Source organism: Parasphingorhabdus sp., from assembly GCF_965233695.1.
In the GTDB taxonomy this organism is placed as follows: Bacteria; Pseudomonadota; Alphaproteobacteria; order Sphingomonadales; family Sphingomonadaceae; genus Parasphingorhabdus.
The window spans coordinates 4,005,256-4,026,860 of record NZ_OZ247497.1 but is presented as its reverse complement, the minus strand read 5'-3'; the positions used below and the strand labels follow the sequence as shown (position 1 = coordinate 4,026,860).

25 protein-coding genes are annotated in these 21,605 nt (G+C 52.3%); 16 read left to right on the top strand and 9 right to left on the bottom strand.

Translation table 11 applies throughout. The features are described from left to right. Positions 1–53: 53 nt before the first annotated feature. The 5 genes from panB to ACO6S1_RS19300 all read left to right on the top strand — a co-directional run bounded on the left by panB (position 54) and on the right by ACO6S1_RS19300 (position 5,189). Positions 54–926 (top strand): 3-methyl-2-oxobutanoate hydroxymethyltransferase, encoded by an 873-nt coding sequence (gene panB, locus ACO6S1_RS19320; RefSeq protein ID WP_422344164.1) that lies wholly within the window; start codon positions 54–56, stop codon positions 924–926. Positions 927–1,079: 153 nt separating this feature from the next. Further along, positions 1,080–1,850: a tetratricopeptide repeat protein gene (locus ACO6S1_RS19315; RefSeq protein WP_422344163.1), complete on the top strand. Its 771-nt coding sequence runs from the start codon at positions 1,080–1,082 to the stop codon at positions 1,848–1,850. After that, on the top strand, positions 1,850–3,196 hold the full coding sequence (locus ACO6S1_RS19310; protein ID WP_422344162.1) for a PQQ-binding-like beta-propeller repeat protein: 1,347 nt from the start codon (positions 1,850–1,852) through the stop codon (positions 3,194–3,196). Before ACO6S1_RS19315 ends, ACO6S1_RS19310 begins: the two co-directional genes overlap by 1 nt. Positions 3,197–3,226: 30 nt before the next feature. Further along, positions 3,227–4,618, top strand: a complete 1,392-nt coding sequence (gene der, locus ACO6S1_RS19305) for a ribosome biogenesis GTPase Der (protein ID WP_422344161.1) — start codon at positions 3,227–3,229, stop codon at positions 4,616–4,618. A 133-nt stretch (positions 4,619–4,751) separates the two neighbouring features. Then, positions 4,752–5,189, top strand: a complete 438-nt coding sequence (locus ACO6S1_RS19300) for an Hpt domain-containing protein (RefSeq protein WP_422344160.1) — start codon at positions 4,752–4,754, stop codon at positions 5,187–5,189. A gap of 4 nt (positions 5,190–5,193) precedes the next feature. Here the strand turns inward: ACO6S1_RS19300 and bfr are convergent, their stop codons facing one another. The 4 genes from bfr to ACO6S1_RS19280 form a co-directional block, all read right to left on the bottom strand. Continuing rightward, positions 5,194–5,670 carry a bacterioferritin gene (gene bfr / locus ACO6S1_RS19295; protein ID WP_109356584.1) on the bottom strand — a complete coding sequence of 159 codons (477 nt, stop codon included), beginning with the start codon at positions 5,668–5,670 and terminating at the stop codon, positions 5,194–5,196. A 119-nt stretch (positions 5,671–5,789) separates the two neighbouring features. Next, positions 5,790–5,960 carry a (2Fe-2S)-binding protein gene (locus ACO6S1_RS19290; RefSeq protein WP_422344159.1) on the bottom strand — a complete coding sequence of 57 codons (171 nt, stop codon included), beginning with the start codon at positions 5,958–5,960 and terminating at the stop codon, positions 5,790–5,792. Positions 5,961–6,032: 72 nt separating this feature from the next. After that, entirely contained in the window at positions 6,033–7,280 is a 1,248-nt protein-coding gene (locus tag ACO6S1_RS19285) for a DUF418 domain-containing protein (RefSeq protein WP_422344158.1), read from the bottom strand. 39 nt (positions 7,281–7,319) lie between these two features. After that, the gene (locus ACO6S1_RS19280; protein WP_422344157.1) at positions 7,320–7,994 is read right to left on the bottom strand and encodes a nitroreductase family protein; all 675 of its coding nucleotides are present in this window, start codon (positions 7,992–7,994) and stop codon (positions 7,320–7,322) included. Between the two features lie 225 nt (positions 7,995–8,219). On the opposite strand from ACO6S1_RS19280, the gene ACO6S1_RS19275 reads away from it, so the two are divergent. The 3 genes from ACO6S1_RS19275 (at position 8,220) to ACO6S1_RS19265 (ending at position 11,190) form a co-directional block, all read left to right on the top strand. Further along, positions 8,220–9,008 carry a Coq4 family protein gene (locus ACO6S1_RS19275; protein ID WP_422344156.1) on the top strand — a complete coding sequence of 263 codons (789 nt, stop codon included), beginning with the start codon at positions 8,220–8,222 and terminating at the stop codon, positions 9,006–9,008. Positions 9,009–9,319: 311 nt separating this feature from the next. Further along, complete coding sequence (locus ACO6S1_RS19270; protein WP_422344155.1) at positions 9,320–9,631, top strand: Bor/Iss family lipoprotein; 312 nt, start codon at positions 9,320–9,322, stop codon at positions 9,629–9,631. 29 nt (positions 9,632–9,660) lie between these two features. Then, positions 9,661–11,190, top strand: a complete 1,530-nt coding sequence (locus tag ACO6S1_RS19265) for a hypothetical protein (protein WP_422344154.1) — start codon at positions 9,661–9,663, stop codon at positions 11,188–11,190. Positions 11,191–11,194: 4 nt separating this feature from the next. Here ACO6S1_RS19265 and purL read toward each other — a convergent pair whose 3' ends face one another. Beyond that, a complete protein-coding gene (purL, locus tag ACO6S1_RS19260; protein WP_422344153.1) occupies positions 11,195–13,429 on the bottom strand; it encodes a phosphoribosylformylglycinamidine synthase subunit PurL in 2,235 nt (744 codons plus the stop codon). Between the two features lie 127 nt (positions 13,430–13,556). On the opposite strand from purL, the gene ACO6S1_RS19255 reads away from it, so the two are divergent. Beyond that, positions 13,557–14,279 (top strand): SDR family NAD(P)-dependent oxidoreductase, encoded by a 723-nt coding sequence (locus ACO6S1_RS19255; RefSeq protein ID WP_422344152.1) that lies wholly within the window; start codon positions 13,557–13,559, stop codon positions 14,277–14,279. Positions 14,280–14,322: 43 nt separating this feature from the next. Further along, entirely contained in the window at positions 14,323–14,922 is a 600-nt protein-coding gene (locus tag ACO6S1_RS19250; protein ID WP_422344151.1) for a 2-hydroxychromene-2-carboxylate isomerase, read from the top strand. 15 nt (positions 14,923–14,937) lie between these two features. On the opposite strand, the gene ACO6S1_RS19245 is transcribed toward ACO6S1_RS19250, so the two are convergent. Continuing rightward, positions 14,938–15,918, bottom strand: a complete 981-nt coding sequence (locus ACO6S1_RS19245) for an NADP-dependent oxidoreductase (RefSeq protein ID WP_422346247.1) — start codon at positions 15,916–15,918, stop codon at positions 14,938–14,940. Between the two features lie 197 nt (positions 15,919–16,115). Here ACO6S1_RS19245 and ACO6S1_RS19240 point away from each other — a divergent pair, with 197 nt between their 5' ends. Continuing rightward, positions 16,116–16,298: a DUF1289 domain-containing protein gene (locus tag ACO6S1_RS19240; protein ID WP_422346246.1), complete on the top strand. Its 183-nt coding sequence runs from the start codon at positions 16,116–16,118 to the stop codon at positions 16,296–16,298. Positions 16,299–16,301: 3 nt separating this feature from the next. On the opposite strand, the gene ACO6S1_RS19235 is transcribed toward ACO6S1_RS19240, so the two are convergent. Then, complete coding sequence (locus ACO6S1_RS19235; RefSeq protein ID WP_422344150.1) at positions 16,302–17,204, bottom strand: LysR family transcriptional regulator; 903 nt, start codon at positions 17,202–17,204, stop codon at positions 16,302–16,304. Positions 17,205–17,502: 298 nt separating this feature from the next. Between ACO6S1_RS19235 and ACO6S1_RS19230 the strand changes: the two genes are divergently transcribed. Next, complete coding sequence (locus ACO6S1_RS19230) at positions 17,503–17,871, top strand: DUF983 domain-containing protein (protein ID WP_422344149.1); 369 nt, start codon at positions 17,503–17,505, stop codon at positions 17,869–17,871. A 14-nt stretch (positions 17,872–17,885) separates the two neighbouring features. On the opposite strand, the gene ACO6S1_RS19225 is transcribed toward ACO6S1_RS19230, so the two are convergent. After that, complete coding sequence (locus ACO6S1_RS19225) at positions 17,886–18,293, bottom strand: DUF2177 family protein (RefSeq protein WP_422344148.1); 408 nt, start codon at positions 18,291–18,293, stop codon at positions 17,886–17,888. Positions 18,294–18,322: 29 nt separating this feature from the next. Then, positions 18,323–18,982 carry a hypothetical protein gene (locus ACO6S1_RS19220; protein ID WP_422344147.1) on the bottom strand — a complete coding sequence of 220 codons (660 nt, stop codon included), beginning with the start codon at positions 18,980–18,982 and terminating at the stop codon, positions 18,323–18,325. A gap of 140 nt (positions 18,983–19,122) precedes the next feature. On the opposite strand from ACO6S1_RS19220, the gene ACO6S1_RS19215 reads away from it, so the two are divergent. From ACO6S1_RS19215 to ACO6S1_RS19200, 4 genes are all read left to right on the top strand, one after another. Further along, complete coding sequence (locus tag ACO6S1_RS19215) at positions 19,123–19,383, top strand: exodeoxyribonuclease VII small subunit (protein ID WP_422346245.1); 261 nt, start codon at positions 19,123–19,125, stop codon at positions 19,381–19,383. Positions 19,384–19,385: 2 nt separating this feature from the next. Continuing rightward, the gene (locus ACO6S1_RS19210; protein ID WP_422344146.1) at positions 19,386–20,288 is read left to right on the top strand and encodes a polyprenyl synthetase family protein; all 903 of its coding nucleotides are present in this window, start codon (positions 19,386–19,388) and stop codon (positions 20,286–20,288) included. A 36-nt stretch (positions 20,289–20,324) separates the two neighbouring features. Next, a complete protein-coding gene (gene coaD, locus ACO6S1_RS19205) occupies positions 20,325–20,828 on the top strand; it encodes a pantetheine-phosphate adenylyltransferase (protein WP_422344145.1) in 504 nt (167 codons plus the stop codon). Between the two features lie 121 nt (positions 20,829–20,949). Beyond that, positions 20,950–21,603 carry a peptidylprolyl isomerase gene (locus tag ACO6S1_RS19200; protein WP_422344144.1) on the top strand — a complete coding sequence of 218 codons (654 nt, stop codon included), beginning with the start codon at positions 20,950–20,952 and terminating at the stop codon, positions 21,601–21,603. Positions 21,604–21,605 lie beyond the last annotated feature (2 nt).

Here is a 21,605-nt window from a genome sequence, read left to right as displayed (position 1 = left end):
TCCAATTAAACGCAACGCTGGCCTTATCGCTTTGCCGGAGTTATGAAACCACCATGTCCACTACCTACAAATTAGACACGTCTACAAGTCGTGCAAATCCGACACCAAAACCTTTGAAAAGGCTGACGGTTCCTGCGATCCAGCGCCGCAAGTTCGAGGGCAAAACCGAAGAACCCCTGGTGATGCTGACCGCCTACACGGCTCGAACGGCGCAACTGCTGGATGCACATTGCGACATGTTGTTGGTTGGGGATTCTCTCGGCCAGGTGATTTACGGTTTGCCATCCACTTTGCCGGTAACGCTGGATATGATGTGCAATCACGGGGCTGCCGTTGTGCGCGGTAGTTATCACAGTCTGGTTATCGTCGATATGCCGTTCGGTTCGTATGAGAAATCACCGGAGCAAGCATTTGAATCTGCAAGCAGAATTATGGCAGAAACTGGATGTGCAGCGGTTAAACTAGAAGGTGGGCAGTCGATGGCCACCACTATTTCTTTCCTGTCACAGCGTGGTATCCCGGTCATGGCACATATTGGTCTGACGCCGCAGGCGGTTAACGCGCTTGGCGGATACGCCGCCCGGGGTCGCAGTCAGGAAGAACATGAGAAAATTCTTGCAGATGCAAAAGCTGTTGCGGACGCGGGCGCATTTGCGATGGTTGCCGAAGGGGTGCTGGAACCGATTGCGATTTCTGTAACCAAAACCGTCGACGTCCCGGTTATCGGGATTGGCGCATCGCCGCAATGTGATGGTCAGGTGCTGGTGACGGAAGATATGCTTGGCATGTTTGAACGGACAGCGCGTTTCGTCAAACGTTATCACAATATTTCGGAAGTTATTGAAGAAGCGGCCACGAAATATGCCGATGAAGTGCGTAGTCGCAGTTTTCCGGGACCTGATCAGCTCTATCAGCCAAAAAAATAGTTTCGGCGCATCGCAATAACAATCAACCGTTCAGCATCTGGAAATGGTCGATATACTTGGACTTTTCGGATACCATCGGTAAAGGACAGGCGATAATAATTTGCGGCATGCATGCATGCCGCCTGACAAGCTTAGAAATTGAAGGAGGCCGTGTTGGCCAAAGACGATAAAAATACGCCGGAAGAACAGCCAGACCGTCAGGAACAAGTGTTCATGCGAGAAGTCGATGATGCTGTTCGCGAGGATGATCTTAAGAATTTTGGCCGTCGATATGGTGTCTGGATCGGCGTTCTAATTGTAGTCGGATTGGCATCCCTGGCCGGTTGGATATTTTACAATAACAGCCTTGAAGAGGAAGCCGGTGTGCGCAGCGAAGAATATGTTGCTGCTATCGATAGCGTCAAACGGAACAATCTTGACGGTGCCGCTGCGGCGCTTGAGCCTCTCGAAGACGCGAACCAGAAAGGGTATCGCGCTGCGGCAAAGTTGATGCGGGCCAATATCGCACTGGAAAAGCAGGATGCGAAAGCGGCCATCGCGGGCTACCAAGCCATCGCGGCTGATGGTGATTTGCCGCAACCTTTTCGCGATTTGGCCCTGATCCGTCAAACGACAGCTGAGTTTGACACTTTGGAACCTCAGGCGGTGATCGATCGTTTGAAGGGGTTGGCTGTGCCCGGAAATCCATGGTTTGGCAGTGCTGGAGAAATGGTGGCGTTGTCCTATTTGAATCAGGATAAGGCGGATCTTGCAGGGCCCTTATTTGCGCAGTTGGCAAAGGATGATAGCGTTCCGCCAACCATCCGGTCCCGTGCCTTGCAAATGGCGGGTGTTCAGGGAATTGACGCCGTTGAACTGGATACGGATGGTGAAATTAATACGACCGCGACATCTTCGGAGTCGAGTGAGGGAGAGTCAGAGTAATGATTTCGGTTAAGAACAAGTATTTTGCGAAGATATGTGCCGGCCTCATGACCGTTTCGATATTGTCTGGTTGCGCGATTTTAGGTGGTGGTGACGACGACAAAAAAGATACACCAACACTGGGTAAGCGCACAAACATCCTGACCGGAGAAAGTGGCGCTGAAGTCGATCCCGCTCTGGCCGGTATCCAAGTCATTGTTCCAGCCCCCCGAGCCAATGCCGATTGGGCGCAATCAGGCGGCAATGCAGGTAAATCTGTTGGGCATGTGGCCTTAGGATCGGCGTCGAGCCGGATATGGACAGCTGACATTAGTGGTACGAACAAACGCGAGCGGCTGGCTGCTGCGCCTGTTGTGTCCGGAGGGCGTCTCTTTGCCGTGGATACCCAGGCAACCGTGCATGCTTTTGATTCCGCTACCGGTGCAAAGGCTTGGTCCACTCAGATGGAAGTTAAAAACGACGGTAAGCCATCGCGATTTGGCGGTGGCGTTAGCGCGGCTGGTACCATGGTCTATGCAACAAATGGCGTTGGTGACGTTGTCGCGTTAAACGCGGCCGATGGAAGCCAAGTTTGGAAGGTACGTCCGGCAGGACCATTGCGTGGTGCGCCGACCATTTCTAATGGCAATGTTTATGTGATGACACAGGACAACCAGATTTATGCGCTCAGCCAGAGCGATGGATCGGTTCAGTGGAATGAAGCTGGAACCGTCGGACTGGCTGGTATTTTCGGTGTTGCAGCCCCCGCGGCAGCACAAGGCACCGTAATCGCTGGCTATTCATCTGGTGAGCTGACGGCTTACCGCTATGAGAATGGCCGTAATCTGTGGAACGATGCATTGGCGCGGACCAGTATTTCAACATCGGTTGCAACCCTTTCGGACATTGATGCAGATCCTGTGATTGATCGTGGCCGTGTGTTCGCTCTCGGGCAAGGTGGTCGAATGGCAGCCTATGAACTGGTTACCGGACAGCGGATTTGGGAATTGAACATCGCTGGCATCGCAACGCCCGTTGTCGCTGGCGAGTGGGTTTTTGTTCTTACCGACGATGCGAAACTGCTTTGTATTGCGCGTCCTACAGGCAAAGTACGTTGGATTAGTCAGCTGGCCGCTTTTCGCAATGAAGAAAAGAAAAAGAATCCGATCAACTGGACTGGGCCGGTTTTGGCGGGCAACCGTCTGATCGTTGCCAGCACGGAAGGCGAAGTTGTTTCCGTATCGTTGAGTGATGGAAGCAGCACAACCTTGGTTGATTTGAAGCAGGCTGTTTCGCTACCACCGATTGTGGCTGGCGAAATGCTTTACATATTGGACAATAGCGGCCGCATTTCTGCGTTTCGATAAGGCCATCATATAAGGAACGGGAACAGCCATATGCTGCCCAATATCGCAATTATCGGGCGGCCCAATGTTGGTAAGTCCACCCTTTTCAATAGGCTTGTTGGCAAGAAGCTGGCCCTGGTTGATGATCGCCCAGGCGTGACTCGTGACCGGCGGGAAGGCGCCGCCAACCTGCTTGGACTTGAATTTAACGTCATCGACACTGCTGGTTATGAGGATGAGGATGCAAAAAGCCTCCCCGGGCGAATGCGGCATCAAACGGAACTGGCTGTAGCTGGCGCTGAATTGGCGCTGTTTGTGGTTGATGGTCGCGCCGGACTTACACCGCTTGATGAAGAAATTGCTCGCTGGTTGCGCGGTTCAAAGACGCCGGTCGTGTTGCTTGTAAACAAGGCCGAAGGCAAGGCAGCGGAAGCGGGGATATTGGAGAGTTACGCCCTCGGCTTCGGTGATCCTATTCCCCTAAGCGCAGAGCATGGCGATGGCATTGCTGATTTGTTTCAGGCCATCCGTCCCTATGTCGAGGCTTTTGAGGCAGCTGCGCAGGATGAGCCTGTTGATGAAAAGGCACCGCTTAAACTCGCTGTTGTTGGTCGACCGAACGCCGGTAAATCAACGCTAATCAACAAAATGCTCAAAGAGGACCGGCTTATCACCGGCCCAGAAGCGGGTATTACGCGCGATAGCATTTCCGTCGAATGGGTCTGGCATGATGAAATGCTGACCGAGGAAGAGAAATTAGACGGCATAGATCCGGAGCGCAGAGTTCGGCTGATCGATACGGCCGGTATGCGTAAGCGCGCAAAGGTGAACGACAAGCTTGAAAAACTGTCTGTTGCTGACGCCAAACGCGCAATTGATTTTGCGGAAGTGGTTGTGCTTTTGCTTGACGCTACCAAGGGACTTGAGGCGCAGGATCTGCGCATTGCCGATCAGGTTATTCAGGAGGGGCGCTGCCTGGTCATTGCGATTAACAAATGGGATGTCGCGGAAGGCCCCAGCAAGCTGTTTAACGGTATCCGGGCCGCCCTTGATGATGGACTTGCCCAAGTAAGAGATGTTCCGCTGATCGCAGTTTCTGCGTTTACCGGCAAAGGAATCGATCAGCTCATGAAAGCCGCATTCAACACGCGGCGGGTCTGGTCGCAGCGCGTTCCGACGGGTAAGCTGAACCGCTGGTTCGAAGATGCGCTTGAGGATAATCCGCCGCCAGCGCCGGGCGGTAAGCGAATTAAGCTGCGCTACATTACCCAGGCTAAGACCAGGCCGCCATCTTTTGTTATCTTTGGCACGCGTGTTGACGATTTGCCGGAAAGCTATCGTCGATATCTGATAAACGGTATTAGGCGTCAACTTGGCTTTGGTGGCGTACCGGTGCGGTTGATCATCAGGTCTCCCAAAAACCCATATCACGACAAAGAGTGATCATTTTTCCAGATTTGTGGCCTGGAAACATGGTTAACAATTTTTCCATGCTGATAACCAAGTCTTTACAGTTTAGGTTCTAAACTCCGGTCTAAGAGTGTATTTTAATTTGTTTCTCTTAGGGATTTGATCATTGGTGCAGCTTGATAGCGATCTGATTGACTGGGCAGTCTATAGCGAAACTCGATCTTCGCTAGGGCCCGATTTTGTTCGCATTTTGGGCTATTTTCGAGAAGATGGAACGCAATCAATTGCGAAAATCGAGGCCGCTATGCGTGCCAAAGATGCCACCCAAATCATAATGCCAGCGCACAAACTAAAGGGCGAGTCCCTTCAATTTGGTGCAATACGACTAGCGGCGGTCGCCGAACTGATCGAGATGACCGCACGCAAATGCGTGGAACATCAAGAGTCTCCAGATGAAATAATCGAACAAGTGGTCGGGCTGAGGCCGTTATTTGAAGAAACGTTGCCGATATTGGAATATGAATCCAGTCCCGTCGTCCAACGCCAATCCATGGGGTTCGGGCGACGTTCTTCCGGCCTCAGCGATCGGTTTACCAGCAGTTAATCCGCTATTCCGCTGGCTCTGACTGAAGCTGGACATAATTTTCAATGCCCATGCGTTCGATCATGTCAAATTGCTTTTCCAGCGTGTCGACATGTTCTTCTTCGCTTTCCAGTATTTCAGCGAACAGATCGCGCGTGACATAATCGCGTACTTTCTCGCAATATTCGATGCCATCTTTCAGCGGCGGTAGAGCTTCATGCTCGAGCGCGAGATCCGCCTTGAGTATTTCTTCAACCGACTCACCGATTTTTAACCGACCGAGCAACTGGAAGTTGGGCAGGCCGTCGAGAAACAAAATGCGTTCGGCCAGCTTGTCCGCATGTTTCATCTCATCGATGGATTCTTCATATTCAAATTTGGCGAGTTTGCTAACGCCCCAATTATCCAGCATCTTGCTATGCAGAAAATATTGGTTGATTGCGGTGAGCTCGTTTTTCAGCGCTTCATTCAGATAATCAATGACTTTTGCGTCACCCTTCATGGCGTAATCCTTTTCGGTGGGGAAATCTATTGGCTAAAGCTATACACGAGCACAGCGTTGTAGGAAAGAGCTAGTTCCCCAAAAAAGGTAATTATTTCAGTAGTTTGATAAAGAGAATGCTAAGCGGTCGCAACTTCATTTTCGATAATGGTTCGCGCAAACGATAGGCACTGGCCACATTTTGGTTTGCGTCCAAGCTGCGCATAAACATCGCTCGGCTTTTCAGACCCGCTACGAACAGCGGCTCGCAGGTCTTTTTCCTTTATCGCATTGCACACACAAACAACCATATGGGCTCCTTATGCGACTCGTATATAGCTAATGAGAATAGATCGCAATAGCAAAAATGGACTGATTTGCCGTCAATTGGTGATTTTCATCAATTGTACTTCGCGGCGTGCCAAAGAGCGCCAGAGCCATTCCAGTGGACCATAGCGAAAACGCATGAGCCAAGGCTTTGACCAGAGCAGCATCGTCGTCCATGTGCTTAAGACGAACAATATCATCTCTGCTCGTCCGATCGTCCCAAAAAGTCCAAGGCCCCAGCCATAGAAGATGAACGCCATAACGATACTGGTTCCGAGATAATTGGAAAAAGCAACACGACCTGCCGCGGCGACGCGGTGGAGCAGGGGATGCCTGGCAAATCGCTGAATGCCCAAAATCAGGATTGAGACATAACCGATTGCCATCAACAATCGAGGCAGGCTCGACCAGGCCTGCGTGATATTCATCATCAGGATAACTTCAAAATTCCCGTAGGCAGCTAGCCCGGCCAGGGCAACGAAGGCCATTGCACCAATTAGAGTGCCCCATAAGGCAAGGCGGTGGTAGCTTTTAAGATCCCCCTGGCCAAGCAGGAAGCCAGACTTGTAGAGGCCCATGCCGATCATCATCAATGGTATGCTTTCCAGCGGCCCTAGAATCAGGTTCTTGAACGGATTGAGCCCTTGGTTTGTCAGCTTGTCCATCAGTATCTGGCTGAAGGACCCGCGATACAGATCGGTTTCTGCTGCCAGCCGTTCCTTGGAAGCGCCAATTTTGTCCAGCATTAACGCGAATTCATCGAGAATTTCCTGACTTGCACCCGGTTGAGCCGCCTCGTTCTGCAAAATAAACATCGTCCCCATGCCGATAATCAGCAAGACGCTGCTGATTATATATATCAGAACGCCGCCTTTGATGAGCTTCTCGCCAGACCAGTCGCGGAGCAGATATACGACCGCTCCCGACGCGGCATAGAGAAACAAAATGTCTCCCCACCATAACAGATAGAAATGGGCGAGTCCGAATATCGCGAGCCAGAACATACGCGAATAATGAACCCGGGCCGGTGATTGCCCATTTGCATTTGCCCGTTCGATCACCAGCATCATACTGGCACCAAAAAGCAGGGAAAAAATCGAGCGCATCTTTCCATCAAACAGAATGAAGGATGCCATCCAGGATGCAATGTCGGAAACGCTACCCGGAGTGCTGATGATCGGACTGATATAGGCCATTTCCGGAAAGCCAAAAGCGGTTATGTTTACCCATAAAATACCCATCACGGCAAAGCCACGCAGCGCATCAACGGTAATATGGCGGGTTTGCGTGGTTGTGGCGTTCATTGACAGATCCCAGCTGTATTATAAGTACAATACAGCTTGTTAGAGCCAGCTCGCAATGGCGTCCAGTGGTTTCTTGATCGTGGCATGAACGGGGATGGTTGCATCCGGTGCGGGCTTTCCGACAACCAGCACCATCATCGGTTTTTCATTGGAGGGGCGCTCGCACAGTTCATTCAGGAACTTCATCGGATTGGGCGTGTGGGTGAGGGTGGCGAGTCCGGCATCGTGCAGGGCCGTGATCAACATACCGGTCGCGATGCCTACGCTCTCGTTAACATAGTAATTTTGTTTCATCTCGCCCGGTAACATGCCGCCCTTGCGCTGGCCGAATATGACAATCAGATAAGGCGCGATTTCGAGAAACGGTTTGTCTGCATCGGTACCCAGCGGGCCAAGCGCCTCCAGCCATTCATCGCTGGCTTTATTTTCATAAAATTCACGTTCTTCAGCTTCTGCTGCCTCGCGCAGGGCCTTTTTCTTTTCTGCGGATTCGATGACGGCAAAATGCCAGGGCTGGTGATTGGCGCCATTGGGCGCTGTGCCGGCAGCAAGCAGTGCATTTTCAATGACTGCCCGCGGAACGGCTTCATCGGTAAAGTAACGACAGGTACGTCGGACTTTCAGAGCTTCGTAAAAGGCTTTCGACCGCGCGATGCGTACCTCGTCGGTATATTCTGGCAGCTCGGTATAGGGCAGGGTTTCGTGTGGTTTCATCACGGTCTTCCTTGGCGCCGCGACAATTTGGGCGCGTAATATCATTTCAAAGTTCACACAAGTCTCACCCCCCTTTCTCGGTCTTGTGGGAGGCGAACAAGTGATTTGGTTATCCTAAAAAGGCTTAGACATCAGGAGGCCAGTAGGAAAGCATATATCTACTATTGACATTGATGTTAGTAATCGATATCACGCTCTTAACAATAGACAAAAAGCGATTCCGATATGACAATCTCTCCTGCAGAAATGCCCTTGCTTAACACCAAACATGCACCGCCGAAAATTCGGCCGGTGAAGGCTTTCCGGCATTTCCGTAATCTGATCGCGGACAAGGAAGATACGGCAGAGGTTTTCCACATTATCGAAGCGCTGGCCGGCAAGGCCTTTATTCGCAACGCCAAGCGTTTCCTGAAAACTCCGCATGCGCAGGAATTGATGGAGCGGAATGTCGATCTGCCAGCTATGCTGGATGATCATGACAAATTGCGTGAACTTCCGTCTGACACCCTTGGACAGGCTTATGTCCGTTTCATGGAGAAGGAAGGTCTGACTGCCGCTGGACTGGTTGCCGAGTTTGATCGCTATGGCGAGACTTATGAAAAGCGTAATGACATTACCGAATGGTTTGGCAACCGGATGCGGGACACGCATGACTTGCTTCACGTTCTGACTGGCTATGGCCGCGACGCCTTGGGTGAACAATGTGTTCTAGGCTTTACTTACAGCCAGAACCCTAATCTTGGTGTGCTGTTCATAGCTTATGCCGGTGCGCTGGAAATGAAAAAGCAGGCGCCCTCGGATGCGCCCGTGTTGAAGGCCGTCCGCGAAGGACAAAGGCTGGGCAAGGCTGCCAAGCGATTGGCTTATTATGATATCGAAAAAATACTCGCGATGCCGCTTGACGAAGCGCGTGCGTTTCTGAATATCGGTGAGCCGGTTTACTACAAACAGGCGCATGCCGCTTATGAAGCGCAGGGAATTGATCCTTATAATTTGCTGGGTCAGCCGGCTTAGGTTCGCGAAAGGCATTATTGCGCCGCTTCGATTTTCCTGACCAGAACATCATTTCCAGCAATTAGGCGATCTATTTCGTTCTTCACCGTCGTCAATTTCTGCGTAGACTGTTCAACTTTTTGTTCGAGCTGACTGACCCGTCCCCGGATTTACGGATTGTCAGTTTTAAACCTGACCCAATGGCGGCGCAGGACTGGCAGAAAACCCCCATTGCGATTGTCCGGCATTTCAGCGATAAAGTGCTAGGGTCGCCCGAAATTCGAAGCGCCGAGATCCAAAAGGACCGGGCTCATAGGAAGGAGGGCAATATCTTGCAAAAGCGATTTGGACTGATTCTGGTCAGCGCGGTTCTGTTGTCGAGCTGTGCCGAACATCGGCTTGTGGTGCAGCGACCCAATCCCGATGGTGAACATGCTATTGTGAACAGCAAGGCCTATCTGCTGCCTCGCGGCCAGCCGCGCAATGTCGCCGATTGCCAGACCAACCTGATCGATGAAGTGCGTGTCAAAACGAATTTCGGACAGTCGTTGATCACGGTATTGACGCTGGGCTTCTATCAGCCGACGACCATCGAATATTACTGTGCCAAGGTGCCTTCGGATGAAGGCAGCACCGACGAATAGTCCGCGCTATTCAGCCGGACGGGAGAAACATGATGCCCCCCAATCAGATTCAGGTGAACAACAATATCGAATGGGTGAACCATCACTTCAATATCAAGGTTCCGATTGCCAAGCGCCTGAGAGTTCATAACGAAAACCCGACGCGCGCGACCATGTCCGGGATGCGCGCCACCGCAGCGCGGCTGCAAGGGATCATTGCCGATGCGCTGGCGGCGGGGGTGCAGATCCGGGCCTGCGGATCGCGTTGGTCCTTTTCCGATATTCCTGCGGTCAAGGACGGCTGGATCGTGGAAACCGCCAATCTTGACTGGACGTTTAATGTCGGGGCGGCGGATGTTGACATGGCCAGCGCTACCTCTCGTGATGACCTTTATCTGGTGCAATGCGGCACGAATATTTCCAAGATAAACGAACGGTTGGAAACGACGTCCCGCCGCCGCGCGCTACGGACATCGGGGGCAAGCAATGGCCAGACCATAGCCGGCGCGATCGGGACCGGCGTCCATGGCTCGGCAATTGATGTCGGCGCAATGGAAAGCGAAGTTGCGGGTATCCAGATTCTGACCGCCACGCAAAATCTGTGGATTGAACCCGCGCGTGCGCCGGTGATGACAGCAAGTTTCGCCGCGAAGCTTGGTGCGACGCTGGTGCGGGATGATGCCAAGTTTGATGCAGCCTTGGTCAGCTTGGGTGCCTTGGGCATTGTTCATTCGGTCATGCTACGCGCAACAGGCCGATATCTGCTTAATTCGTCGCTGCTGCATATTCCTTTTGGGCAGCTGCAAGGCGCGCTGAACATGCTCGATTTTCGCGGGTCAGGCTTGCCCGACCAGACCCGCAGGCCTTATTTTTTCCAGGTGATCCTGGATCCCAACAAAATGGACATTGGATATACGACCGTGCGGTACAAAGAACTGTGTCCCCCGGGATACCGGCCGGATTATAACCTGAAATCCGAAGCAGAACCGGGAACCGATTTACCGCGCCTGATTGCGTCGGCGATCAAGATGTTCCCGGACTTGCGCAACACGGCCACGAGTCTGCTGATCCAGGCCGAGCTGAAAGTGCGTTCCGACCGACCGCATGAATGGCGGCTGCCCGGTGAGACATATAGTTTTACCAGCGCGCGCGAAGGCATTGCGAGTTCCGGCTTTGCCGTGCCAATTGCGCAGGTTACGACCGCGCTCGACATCATGCGCCAGGCGTTTCAGGTCCACAAAAGCGCACCGGTTGTGTTCACCTGCCGCTATGCGCAAAAATCACCGGGCATGATGGCCTTTACCCGCTATGACCCGAGTTGCGTCATCGACATTGACGGTATCGACACGCCTGCAACCCGCAAGCTGATCACGCTGGCCGGTCAGCGGCTGGAGGCGGCGGGCATGCCCTTCACCCAGCATTGGGGCAAGATGCATGATCTCACCAAGGCGCGCGTAAGGCGCGGCTATGGCGGTGGCGTGGACCGCTGGAATCAGGTGCGCAAATTGCTGCTGCCCGATGCGGTAGAACGCGATGCGTTTTCGTCGCCGTTTCTGGATAGCGTTGGGTTGAACGCTTGAGAGGCTAGTCTTTCATCCAGTCGCGGAAGAAACTGTCGCTTGCTTCGCGGAGGTCGGCGAGGGGGATTTCTTGACCCCCTATAATTATTGAATTCCCTTTTGTCTGGCCAAGATAGCGCAACGAAATTCCTTCGTCAGATGCTTTATTCAAGAGAACAGAGTCATCGACGTTGCGCGATGATATTATGTAGCGGCCTTGGTCTTCGCCGAATGCTGTACCTACAGTCAAATCAAACTTCGCTTGTAGCTCAAAGCCAAGTGAACTTGCTAAGCCCATTTCAGCTAATGCGACGAGCATACCCCCATCGGATATGTCATGGATGGCGGTTAGCCAGCCCTCACCAAGTAACTCACTTAGAAAAGTCCCGTTCTGTATTTCTTGTTTAAGGTCTACGGTTGGTGCGCTCCCAGCTTCGATGCCTGCGATGTCGCGGAGCCAAAGTGATTGCCCAAGTTGCGAACCTTCGCTTCCGACCAGCCAAACATCATCCCCCTCATTCTTAAACCCAATTGTCATCATCTTATCGAGATCATCAATCAACCCAACCGCGCCAATAGCCGGCGTCGGCAGGATCGCGTGGCTCACGCCATCTGCACCAGTGGTCTCGTTATACAAGCTCACATTGCCCGACACGATCGGCATATCCAGCGCTTCGCAGGCTTCGGCCATGCCTTCGATACAACCGACAAATTGCGCCATGATATGGGGCTTTTCGGGATTGCCGAAATTCATACAATCTGTTGTCGCCAGCGGTTTTGCACCCACGGCGCAAAGGTTGCGATAGGCTTCCGCAATAGCTTGCTTGCCACCTTCAACCGGGTCAGCCTTGCAATAGCGCGGCGTACAATCGGTGGTGATCGCGAGACCTTTGTTGGTGCCATGAACGCGGACAACGGCGGCATCACCGCCCGAACGCTGGCAAGTGTCTGCGCCAACCTGGCTGTCATATTGTTCCCAGATCCAGCGGCGCGAGGCGAGGGCAGGGCTTGCCATCATCTTCAGAAGGTCCGCGCCGATATCGGTGCTTTCGGGAATGTCGCCCAGTGGTGGGGTCGCGACATGCGCCTTATATTCTTCTTGGCTGAGATGCGGCCGGTCGTAGAGCGGTGCATCATCAGCGAGCGGGCCGAGCGGGATATCGCAGACCGTCTCGCCTTTGTGGGTCAGCACCATGCGGCGGGTGTCGGTCACTTCGCCGATCACGGCAAAATCCAATTCCCACTTGGTAAAAATCGCCTCGGCCATTTCCTCGCGGCCGGGTTTCAGAACCATCAGCATGCGTTCCTGACTTTCCGACAGCATCATCTCGTAAGCGGTCATTTCCGTCTCGCGGCAGGGTACTTTGTCCATGTCGAGAATGATACCAACCTCGCCATTGGTCGCCATCTCGACGCTGGAGCTGGTCAGGCCAGCCGCGCCCATATCCTGAATGGCAACGATTGCGTCGGATGCCATGAGTTCCAGACAGGCCTCGATAAGCAGCTTCTCGGTAAATGGATCACCAACCTGAACCGTGGGGCGTTTCTCATCGCTATCGTCATCAAATTCCGCGCTCGCCATGGTCGCGCCGTGAATGCCGTCGCGGCCGGTTTTGGAGCCAACATAGACGATGGGATTGCCAACGCCGGAAGCTGCTGAATAGAAAATCTTGTCCGCATCCGCCACGCCAACAGTCATCGCATTGACGATGATATTGCCGTCATAGGCCTCGTGGAAGTTGGTTTCGCCGCCAACCGTGGGCACGCCCACGCAATTGCCATAGCCACCAATGCCAGCGACCACGCCTTTGACGAGATGCTTCATCTTGGGATGTTCGGGACGTCCGAAGCGTAGCGCGTTTAAATTCGCCACCGGCCGCGCGCCCATGGTGAACACATCGCGCAAGATACCGCCTACGCCCGTTGCGGCGCCTTGATAGGGTTCGATATAGCTTGGGTGGTTATGGCTCTCCATCTTGAAGATCGCCGCCTGACCATCGCCAATATCAATGACGCCGGCATTCTCACCCGGACCGCAAATGACCTGTGGGCCCGTGGTGGGGAGTTTCTTCAAATGCAGGCGAGAGCTTTTGTAGGAACAATGCTCGGACCACATGACCGAAAATATGCCAAGCTCCGTGATATTCGGTTCGCGACCGAGCGCGTTTAATATGCGCTGATATTCCTCTTCATTGAGGCCATGTTCGGCGACAATTTCAGGGGTGATTTTGGTGGCGGTGCGCGAGGATGTCTGTGTCATGAAGACCCTTTAACGAGCCCTCCCGATTCCGCCTAGTGTGAATTATCAGTTTTACAGAACCCATTGCATTTTATGGCGTAACATGGTTTCATAATGAAACTGATATAACTGATGGCTGGAGAAAGTTTTGGACAAAGTGGTTTTGGTCATCGGAGCTGGCGACGCGATTGGCAGTGCGATCATGCGCGCTTTTTCGGACAAGGGCTATGTCGTTTGCGGGGCACGCCGTGGCGGAGAGAAGCTGGAAGCGCTGGTTGAAGAACTGCGCAGCGCGGGCAAGAAGGCGCATGGATTTTCCTGTGATGCGCGCAAGGAAGACCAGATCGAGGCTCTGTTCGCGGATATCGAAGCCAATATCGGCCCGCTTGAGTGCGTGGTCTTCAACGTCGGCGCCAATGTGCCGATGACAATCCTCGATACCAGCGCCCAAAAGTTTCTGAAAATTTGGGAAATGGCAACCTTCGCCGGGTTTCTGACCGGCCGGGAAGCCGCGCGCTTCATGACCAAACGCGGCCATGGTTCGATCATCTTTACCGGCGCGACGGCCAGCATGCGTGGCGCCGCGGGCTTTGGCGCCTTTGCCAGCGCCAAGGGCGCTCTTCGCAATATGGTGCAAAGCCTCGCTCGCGAAATGGGTCCAAAAAATATTCATGTCGCTCATGTGGTGATTGATGCAGCGGTCGATACCGATTGGATCAAGGGAATGCTGCCAGACTATGAGGAACGCAAGGCCAATGACGGCGTCGTCAATCCCGATGATCTGGCGCAAAATTATGTGATGTTGCACGAGCAACCGCGCAACGCCTGGACGTTTGAACTGGATGTCCGGCCGTGGGCTGAAAAATGGTGATAGCCCTGTTTTCGTGCAGGGGTAGAAATTAAAGGAATTCTGGATGTCCAAGACGATTGAACTTATATTCGATTTTGTAAGCCCCAATGCTTATCTGATCTGGCAGCCGCTAAAGGCATTGGCCGAAAAACATGGTGCCAATATTGAAGTGCTACCGGCCTTTCTTGGCGGGATGCACAAGCTGACCGGCAATGCGCCGCCTTTCATCCGCGACGCGGAAGTGAAGGGCAAAAATGCTTATGCGATGCTCGAGATGAATCGCTTCATCGCCAAACATGGCCTCAGCAAATTTCAGATGAACCCGCATTTTCCTTTCAATACGATCAGTTTGCAGCGGATGCTTGTCGCGCTTGAACCTGAAAAGCGCGCGACATTTATCGAAACATTGCTGCCTGCAATATGGGAAGAACAGTTCGACGTAACGGATACTGAAGTGCTCGGTAAAATTATTGCCGATGGCGGATTTGATGCGGAGGCGTTATTTGCAAAAACGCAGGACCCCGCCGTCAAACAGGAATTGATGGACAATGTCGAAAAAGCCGTCGCGCGCGGCGCTTTCGGGATTCCCACCATGTTTGTCGATGGGGAAATGTACTTCGGTAAGGAGCGTCTGGGTCAAATTGATGAGCAACTGTCTTCCTAGTTCATCTCCGTAAAGTCAGGGTTTGACCACCAGGTTTCCGAGATGCTTGCCATTGAACAGCATGAACAGCGCCTCGGGAAAGCGGTCAATGCCCTCGACAACATGTTCGGGAAGAACAAGTTTGCCCGACCGCATCAAGTAGGAAATTTCCGCAATGGCCTCCGGATATTTGGAATCATAATGACTGACAACAAAGCCCCGCATGGATGCATTGCGTTCCGCCAATCGCAGATATAATTTTGGTCCGCGAACATCTTCCAGATGTTGATATTGCGAAATGGCACCGCAGATGACAACGCGCGCTCCGGATGGAGCCAGATTATCGAGAACATTGTCGAGAATTTCACCACCGACATTGTCAAAAAAGACGTTCACGCCATCTGGGGCAGCCTTTGCCAATTCTTCCGCAACGTCGGAATTTTTATAGTCAATCGCCACGTCTGCGCCCAGCTTTTCCGTTAGATAAATGCATTTTTCCGCACCACCGGCGATGCCAATCACATAAGCTCCGCGCGCTTTGGCCAACTGGACGACAACCGATCCGACAGCGCCTGCCGCGCCAGAGACGACAACGACGTCACGCTCTTGCACTTCCCCGACGGCTATCAACCCGACCCATGCGGTGAGGCCAGTGGTAATGCCCAACTGTCCCGCAAAAGCCGATGGGGCAATGCCATCCTCCGGCTCCACTTTGGTGGCTGCACCTTCCGGCAAGAGGGCATGGGTTTGCGCGGACATCAGGCCATAGACCCAATCACCAACGGCCAGATTGTCGCTTTTGGTTTCTACCACCTGACCCACGCCCAAGGCGCGGATGGTGGTGCCGATATCGCCGGTCTTGTGCATCCCTTCGTCATTCAACGTCGTTCTTATCCAGGCATCCATGGAAAGCGTATCGACTTTTGCGACAAAATGACCGGCCGGAATATCGTCAATGCTGACGTTCTCAATACCGAAGTCATCAATGGTCGGCATGCCATTTGGCCGTTGTTTGATAAAAACTCTGCGGTTCTGGATAGCGATGACCGAACTCCCGGATTAAGTTTTGAAGAGTCACGGTCATCATGAATATGCACCCCAGTCGCAAGTAGCAGTTTGACTAGCTAAGCCAGCAAAACGCCATTTCTGATCGGTGTCGTCTCGAAGGACAAATAGACTTGCCCGGTCGTAGTCAATGTGCTGATGAAGACCGCATGGAATCGCCCTGCCAAAAGATATGTTCTATTGATGAACCGAGCGGTCTTTGTGTCGGGTGCGGGCGTAGCTTATCGGAAATCGGAGAATGGGCATCTGCTACCCCGGACCGCCAGCGAGAAATATTATCACTCCTGCCCGCCAGAATGCATGATATCGGCAGCAACAAGAGACCGTCCTGACCGCTAGGGAGTAATCAAATTTCTATTGATATACTGGTTCAGCGCATCGACAAAAACGCGGGTTTTGAAGGGAAGGTGCTGCCGATTGGGGTATACGGCATAGATAGCTCGATCGTCATTTTTATTCCAGTGTGAGAGGATGGGTTTTAGTTTTCCCGTCGCTATTTCGGAGGAAACCAGAAAATGAGCCAGCCGTGCGATCCCCATATTTTGCAGCGCGGCTGCCTTTACGGTGAGGCCGATTCCAGAAAACGTGCTGTCGACGCGAATAGTTTCTTTTTCATCACCGCCATCAAATGTCCACTGATTGGTCGTTTGGCCTTTGGCATGGATCGTCAGGCAACGGTGATCGAGAAGGTCTGACGGCGTGGCGGGGGTTCCATATTGTTCGAGATATTCGGGCGAAGCGCAGACTACCCATGGATCATGGATAAGCTTGCGGACGATGAATGATGTTTCCACCGGGCGCTCGAATAACAGAGCAATATCGACTCTCTCTTTCAACAAATTGATCCCGCCATCGCCTTGTAAAAGAAGAACGGAAACGTGCGGATAATCCCGAGAGAATGTCTTGAGAAATGGCAGCAGAACCTGCAGTGAAAATGCGTCTGAAGCCGCGATGCGCAAGACACCCCTTGGCACCGTGCTCAAATTCCGTGCGGTGTCTTCGGCGTCCTCTATTGCGGCCAGAATATTCTCGCATCTTGCAAACAAAGCATTGCCAGCTTCGGTCAGCGATAGCGATCGCGTTGTTCGGTAAAACAAGCGCACGCCAAGACGATCCTCAAACCGGCTTATTTTTTTGCTGACACCTGATGAGGTCAATCCCAGTCTGCGACCTGCTTCGATGAAGCTTCCCGACTGCACAACTTCGGTGAAAACCGACATTTCGCTTATTGGATGCATGGTTGCGGTTTGCTTTAATTAGTGAATTATTGTCAACAATCATTTTCTATCCAATCCGTTTATTCAAGTTCAGAACGCGCCTATCTGTTATCGAGTAGTAGGTAGCGGGTCATTTCTGTTGAATTTGATCAGGCTGCATATTGATTGCGATTATTATTAGTTTCGCTGCGGCTTTTTGGCTGCGGCGAAGGGCTCGGCCTTAAGCCCCCTCCCGGCCGAGCCAATTTACAACTGACCAATTGTTCGATGGGATGTCGATTACGCGGGAAGGCTATATCCGGATGCATAGGAACTGAGCATGGATGACGAAGTGATCGCCTTGATCAAGGCCGGCCTAAGGCTGAGATGCGGACATTGCGGACGAGGCAAGCTGTTCAGACGCTATTTGAAATTTCATGACAATTGTCCGGATTGTCGGCAGGACTTGACTGTTGCAGATACGGCCGATGGTCCCGCCTTTTTTGTCGGTTTTTTTACGATGATTGTTTTTGCCCCCATCACGTTGGTACTGGTTCAATCGTCAGAAGTTATGACCACCAAAATCTTGGCATTTGTCTCAGGAATAGTGATCAGTTCGATTGTCTGCTTGATCCTTTTACCGCCGGTAAAAGCGATACTGCTCAATCTGCAAATTAATTATGATTCAGGTGAAGGTACCACCGACTGATCAGGAATCCTCTCTCAGGTTTTGACGAACCGAAGCACCAGATAAGCGGTCAGTGCTGCGGTCGCGCCTGTCGCAAACGTACCCCACGCAATGTCATATAGGGTGATCTTGGTCGACCAGACTTTCAAAACGGCTTGGCTGGTCAAATCATAAGTTGCATAGGCAATGCCGCCAAATAGCGCACCGTTGAGCAAAGCGGTTGTCCACTGCCCGCTGGCAAGCGCCGGCTTGACGCCGAACCAGATGATCCCAAACAGATAGATCAGATAAAAGGCGAGGGCAGGCAACTTGCGAAACTCATCCGCCATTATTTCTCCGATTACCGGTCGATACAGGCTGTTCGCCATATTGCTGAGCCACAGAAAGTCGAGAACGCCAAAAATTATCGCGGCGATGATATAGGCAATCATAAATTGGGTCATGGATATTCCTAGTTACAAATTTTTGCCGCTCAGGCAGTCTTTAGGGTTCTTGTCTTGCCTACAAAGGCTGCTGCCAATGCAGCGATCGCAAACGCGGCCAATGCTGATACCATCATACCCATATCGGCCGCCTCGGGTTCCGGCCCAAACCAATTCATGATCTGGAATGCGAGCAGCAATATGACTAGAAGGACTAAGGCCAGTTTAGAGCGCGGTGCCGTGGATCGTGTGCGCAATACGAAAAAAGCAAGTGCGCCAAAGGTCAACAGCAGCTCTAGCGGCATTGTGATGGCCGGATAATTCCAAAGTCCAAAACCCAATTTGGGTGGAGTTCCAGCAATGGTCAGATCCGGCGCATGAACTAACAGATCCAGCAACCAGTGCGAGAACACAACGGCAGCGCCAATCAGGGCTCCGGTCCTGTTTCGGGTGAGCAACCAGATTAGTAAGCCAAAGCCCAAAGCCCAAACGCCGCTGCCGACCAGACTATGCGTGTAGGGCATGTCATAAAGGTCAAGCGGGTTCATCACTGTGAAGCCAGGGGTAATCCGGAACTTCTCTATGCCGAGAAGTGCAAAGCCGAAAAATCCGAAATCTATCAATTGCCCCGCAACAAATAGCGTTCCAAGTCCGGGCGCTTTGGGATGGGTTGCTGCGACCATTGCTGGTGCGAAATGCCCTATGAACATGATTAGTCTCCCCTTTTTACAATTGATCCTAACAACGCGATCGACAAATGACCAGTCAACGCCGTTCGGGAAACAAAAACTCATCAAATTGCTCCGTCTGGGCCTTGACCGAAACCCAAAGCGACGCCATTGCAATGCGGATGAGTGAAACCGATCAAAATATGTCTGAAGACGCGGCCAATCTGAACTTTGAAGATGCGCTAAGGCGTCTGGAAGATATTGTGAGAAAGCTGGAAAGTGGAGATGTTCCATTGGATCAGTCCATCGCGCTTTACGAACAAGGCGAAAAGTTGCGAGGCCTTTGCCAGAAGCGTTTGGAAGATGCGCAAGCGAAGATCGAGAAAATTACTCTTGACCGCGATGGCAAAGCTCAAGGCTCCACTGCCTTTGATGCGGACTAATTGTGCCTGCCAATAATAATCTGGACCTACAGGAGGAAATTGCCCGCGTTGCAGAGGCGATCGACAAGCAATTCGATCTGCTTCTGGTCGTCCCTGATGACGCGCGGGCACAGCTATTTGAGACCATGCGTCATGCCGCGATTGGTGGCGGAAAACGGTTGCGGCCATTGCTGGTTATGGCAACATCTAGCCTGTTTAATGTGGATGAGAGTTGCGCCTTTCGTGCGGCAACAGCATTGGAAGCCTTGCATGTCTACTCGCTGATCCATGATGATCTGCCATGCATGGATGATGATGACATGCGGCGCGGCAAGCCAACAGCGCATAAAGCATATGGCGAAGCGCAGGCGGTTCTTGCCGGTGATGCGCTGCACGCCATCGCCTTTGAACTATTGGCGGATGAAAATACCCATTCGGACCCTTTTGTGCGCGCTGAAATGATTGCCTGTTTGGCAAAAGCTGCGGGGCCTTCGGGTATGGCTGGTGGCCAGATGATGGATCTTGTCGCCGAAACCACAACTTTTGATTTACCGACGGTAACGCGATTGCAGCAGCTGAAAACCGGCGCGCTTATTAGTGCTTGTGTTGAGATTGGTGCGATATTGGGCAGAGTTCCGATTGAAGGGCGAACGGCTTTGCGCGGCTATGCCCACGATCTTGGACTCGCTTTCCAGATTGCGGATGATATTCTGGATGTCGAGGGCGATGAAGAGCTGGCTGGCAAAGCTCTGCACAAAGATGACGCAGCAGGCAAACAGACTTTTTTAAGCTTGATGGGATTGGAACGCGCCAAAGAACAGGCGCAAATGTTGGTCGATCAAGCGAAATCACATTTAAACGGCTATGGCGAGGAAGCCAATTTACTTCGCGCCATTGCGGAGTTTACGGTTCAGAGAGACCGGTAATGATCGTTCAAGCGTTATGCTGATGGGGGGAATATTATGAGAGTTGGTGTTTATCCTGGTACTTTTGATCCTGTTACCTTGGGGCATATGGATATCATTCAACGCGGCACGCGGCTGGTCGACAAGCTCGTAATCGGTGTAACAACCAATCCTTCAAAGTCGCCAATGTTTTCCCTGGAAGAGCGCCTGAATATGGTCCGCCGGGAAACCGCTGAATTGGGTGATGCTGTCGAGGTGGTGGCCTTTAATGCATTGCTGATGAAATTTGCTCAGAAACAGGGCGCAAGTGTCATCGTTCGTGGCCTGCGCGCTGTGGCCGATTTCGAATATGAATACCAAATGGCCGGTATGAACCAGCAGTTGAATGACCAGATTGAAACGGTGTTCCTGATGGCAGATGTCTCTTTGCAACCAATTGCTTCTCGCCTCGTCAAGGAAATCGCCGTTTATGGTGGCGAAATTCACAAATTTGTATCGCCTAAAGTTTGCGAAGAAGTGGTCGCTCGGGTTTCCGAAACTGGTTTAAAGGGTGATCAGTAATAAGGTTTTCAAAGCTAGTTCATTGCGGCGAAAGCATATCTGGTCCAATAGGCAGCATTATTGATATCACGCGATCAATCCAATGCGTGATCTAAATCAACGAACAGGTGAGTAGTTATATATGCTAGGCAAATTTTTTGTTTCTTTCATTGCTTTCGCGATGGTGAGTAGTGGAGCAGCTGCACAGGAGCAAGCCGCACCTGCTGAACCTGCTCCGGCTTCGGTTCCGGCAGAAGAAAATATCCTGCATTTGGACCTTTCTACTGGCGGGCGTGTCACAATCCAGCTTTTTCCTGCGGCAGCTCCCAATCATGTCGAGCGCATTAAGACGCTGACCCGGCAGGGTTTTTATGATGGGATTATCTTCCACCGCGTCATTGAAGGCTTTATGGCCCAAACCGGCGATCCAACCGGTACTGGCACGGGCGGTTCAGACTTGCCGGATTTGAAGGCAGAGTTTCACCCTTTCCCGCATCTCAGAGGCGTCGTTTCCATGGCCCGTGCGGAGAGTGAAGACAGCGCGAATAGCCAGTTTTTCATTGTTTTCTATCCGCGCTTTGCGCTGGATAAAAAATATACAGTTTTCGGCCGAGTCACGTCCGGCATGCAATATGTCGATCTGATCAATCGTGGCGAACCACCTGCCAATCCGGCAAGGATTCTGCAGGCTTCGATCGCGGCGGATGGTAAAGGGCCACCTGCTCCGCGGTCCCTTGCACCAGTCGCTGAAAAAGAGATTACGGTCGATGACCTGAACGCGCCGATCAATCCATAGGA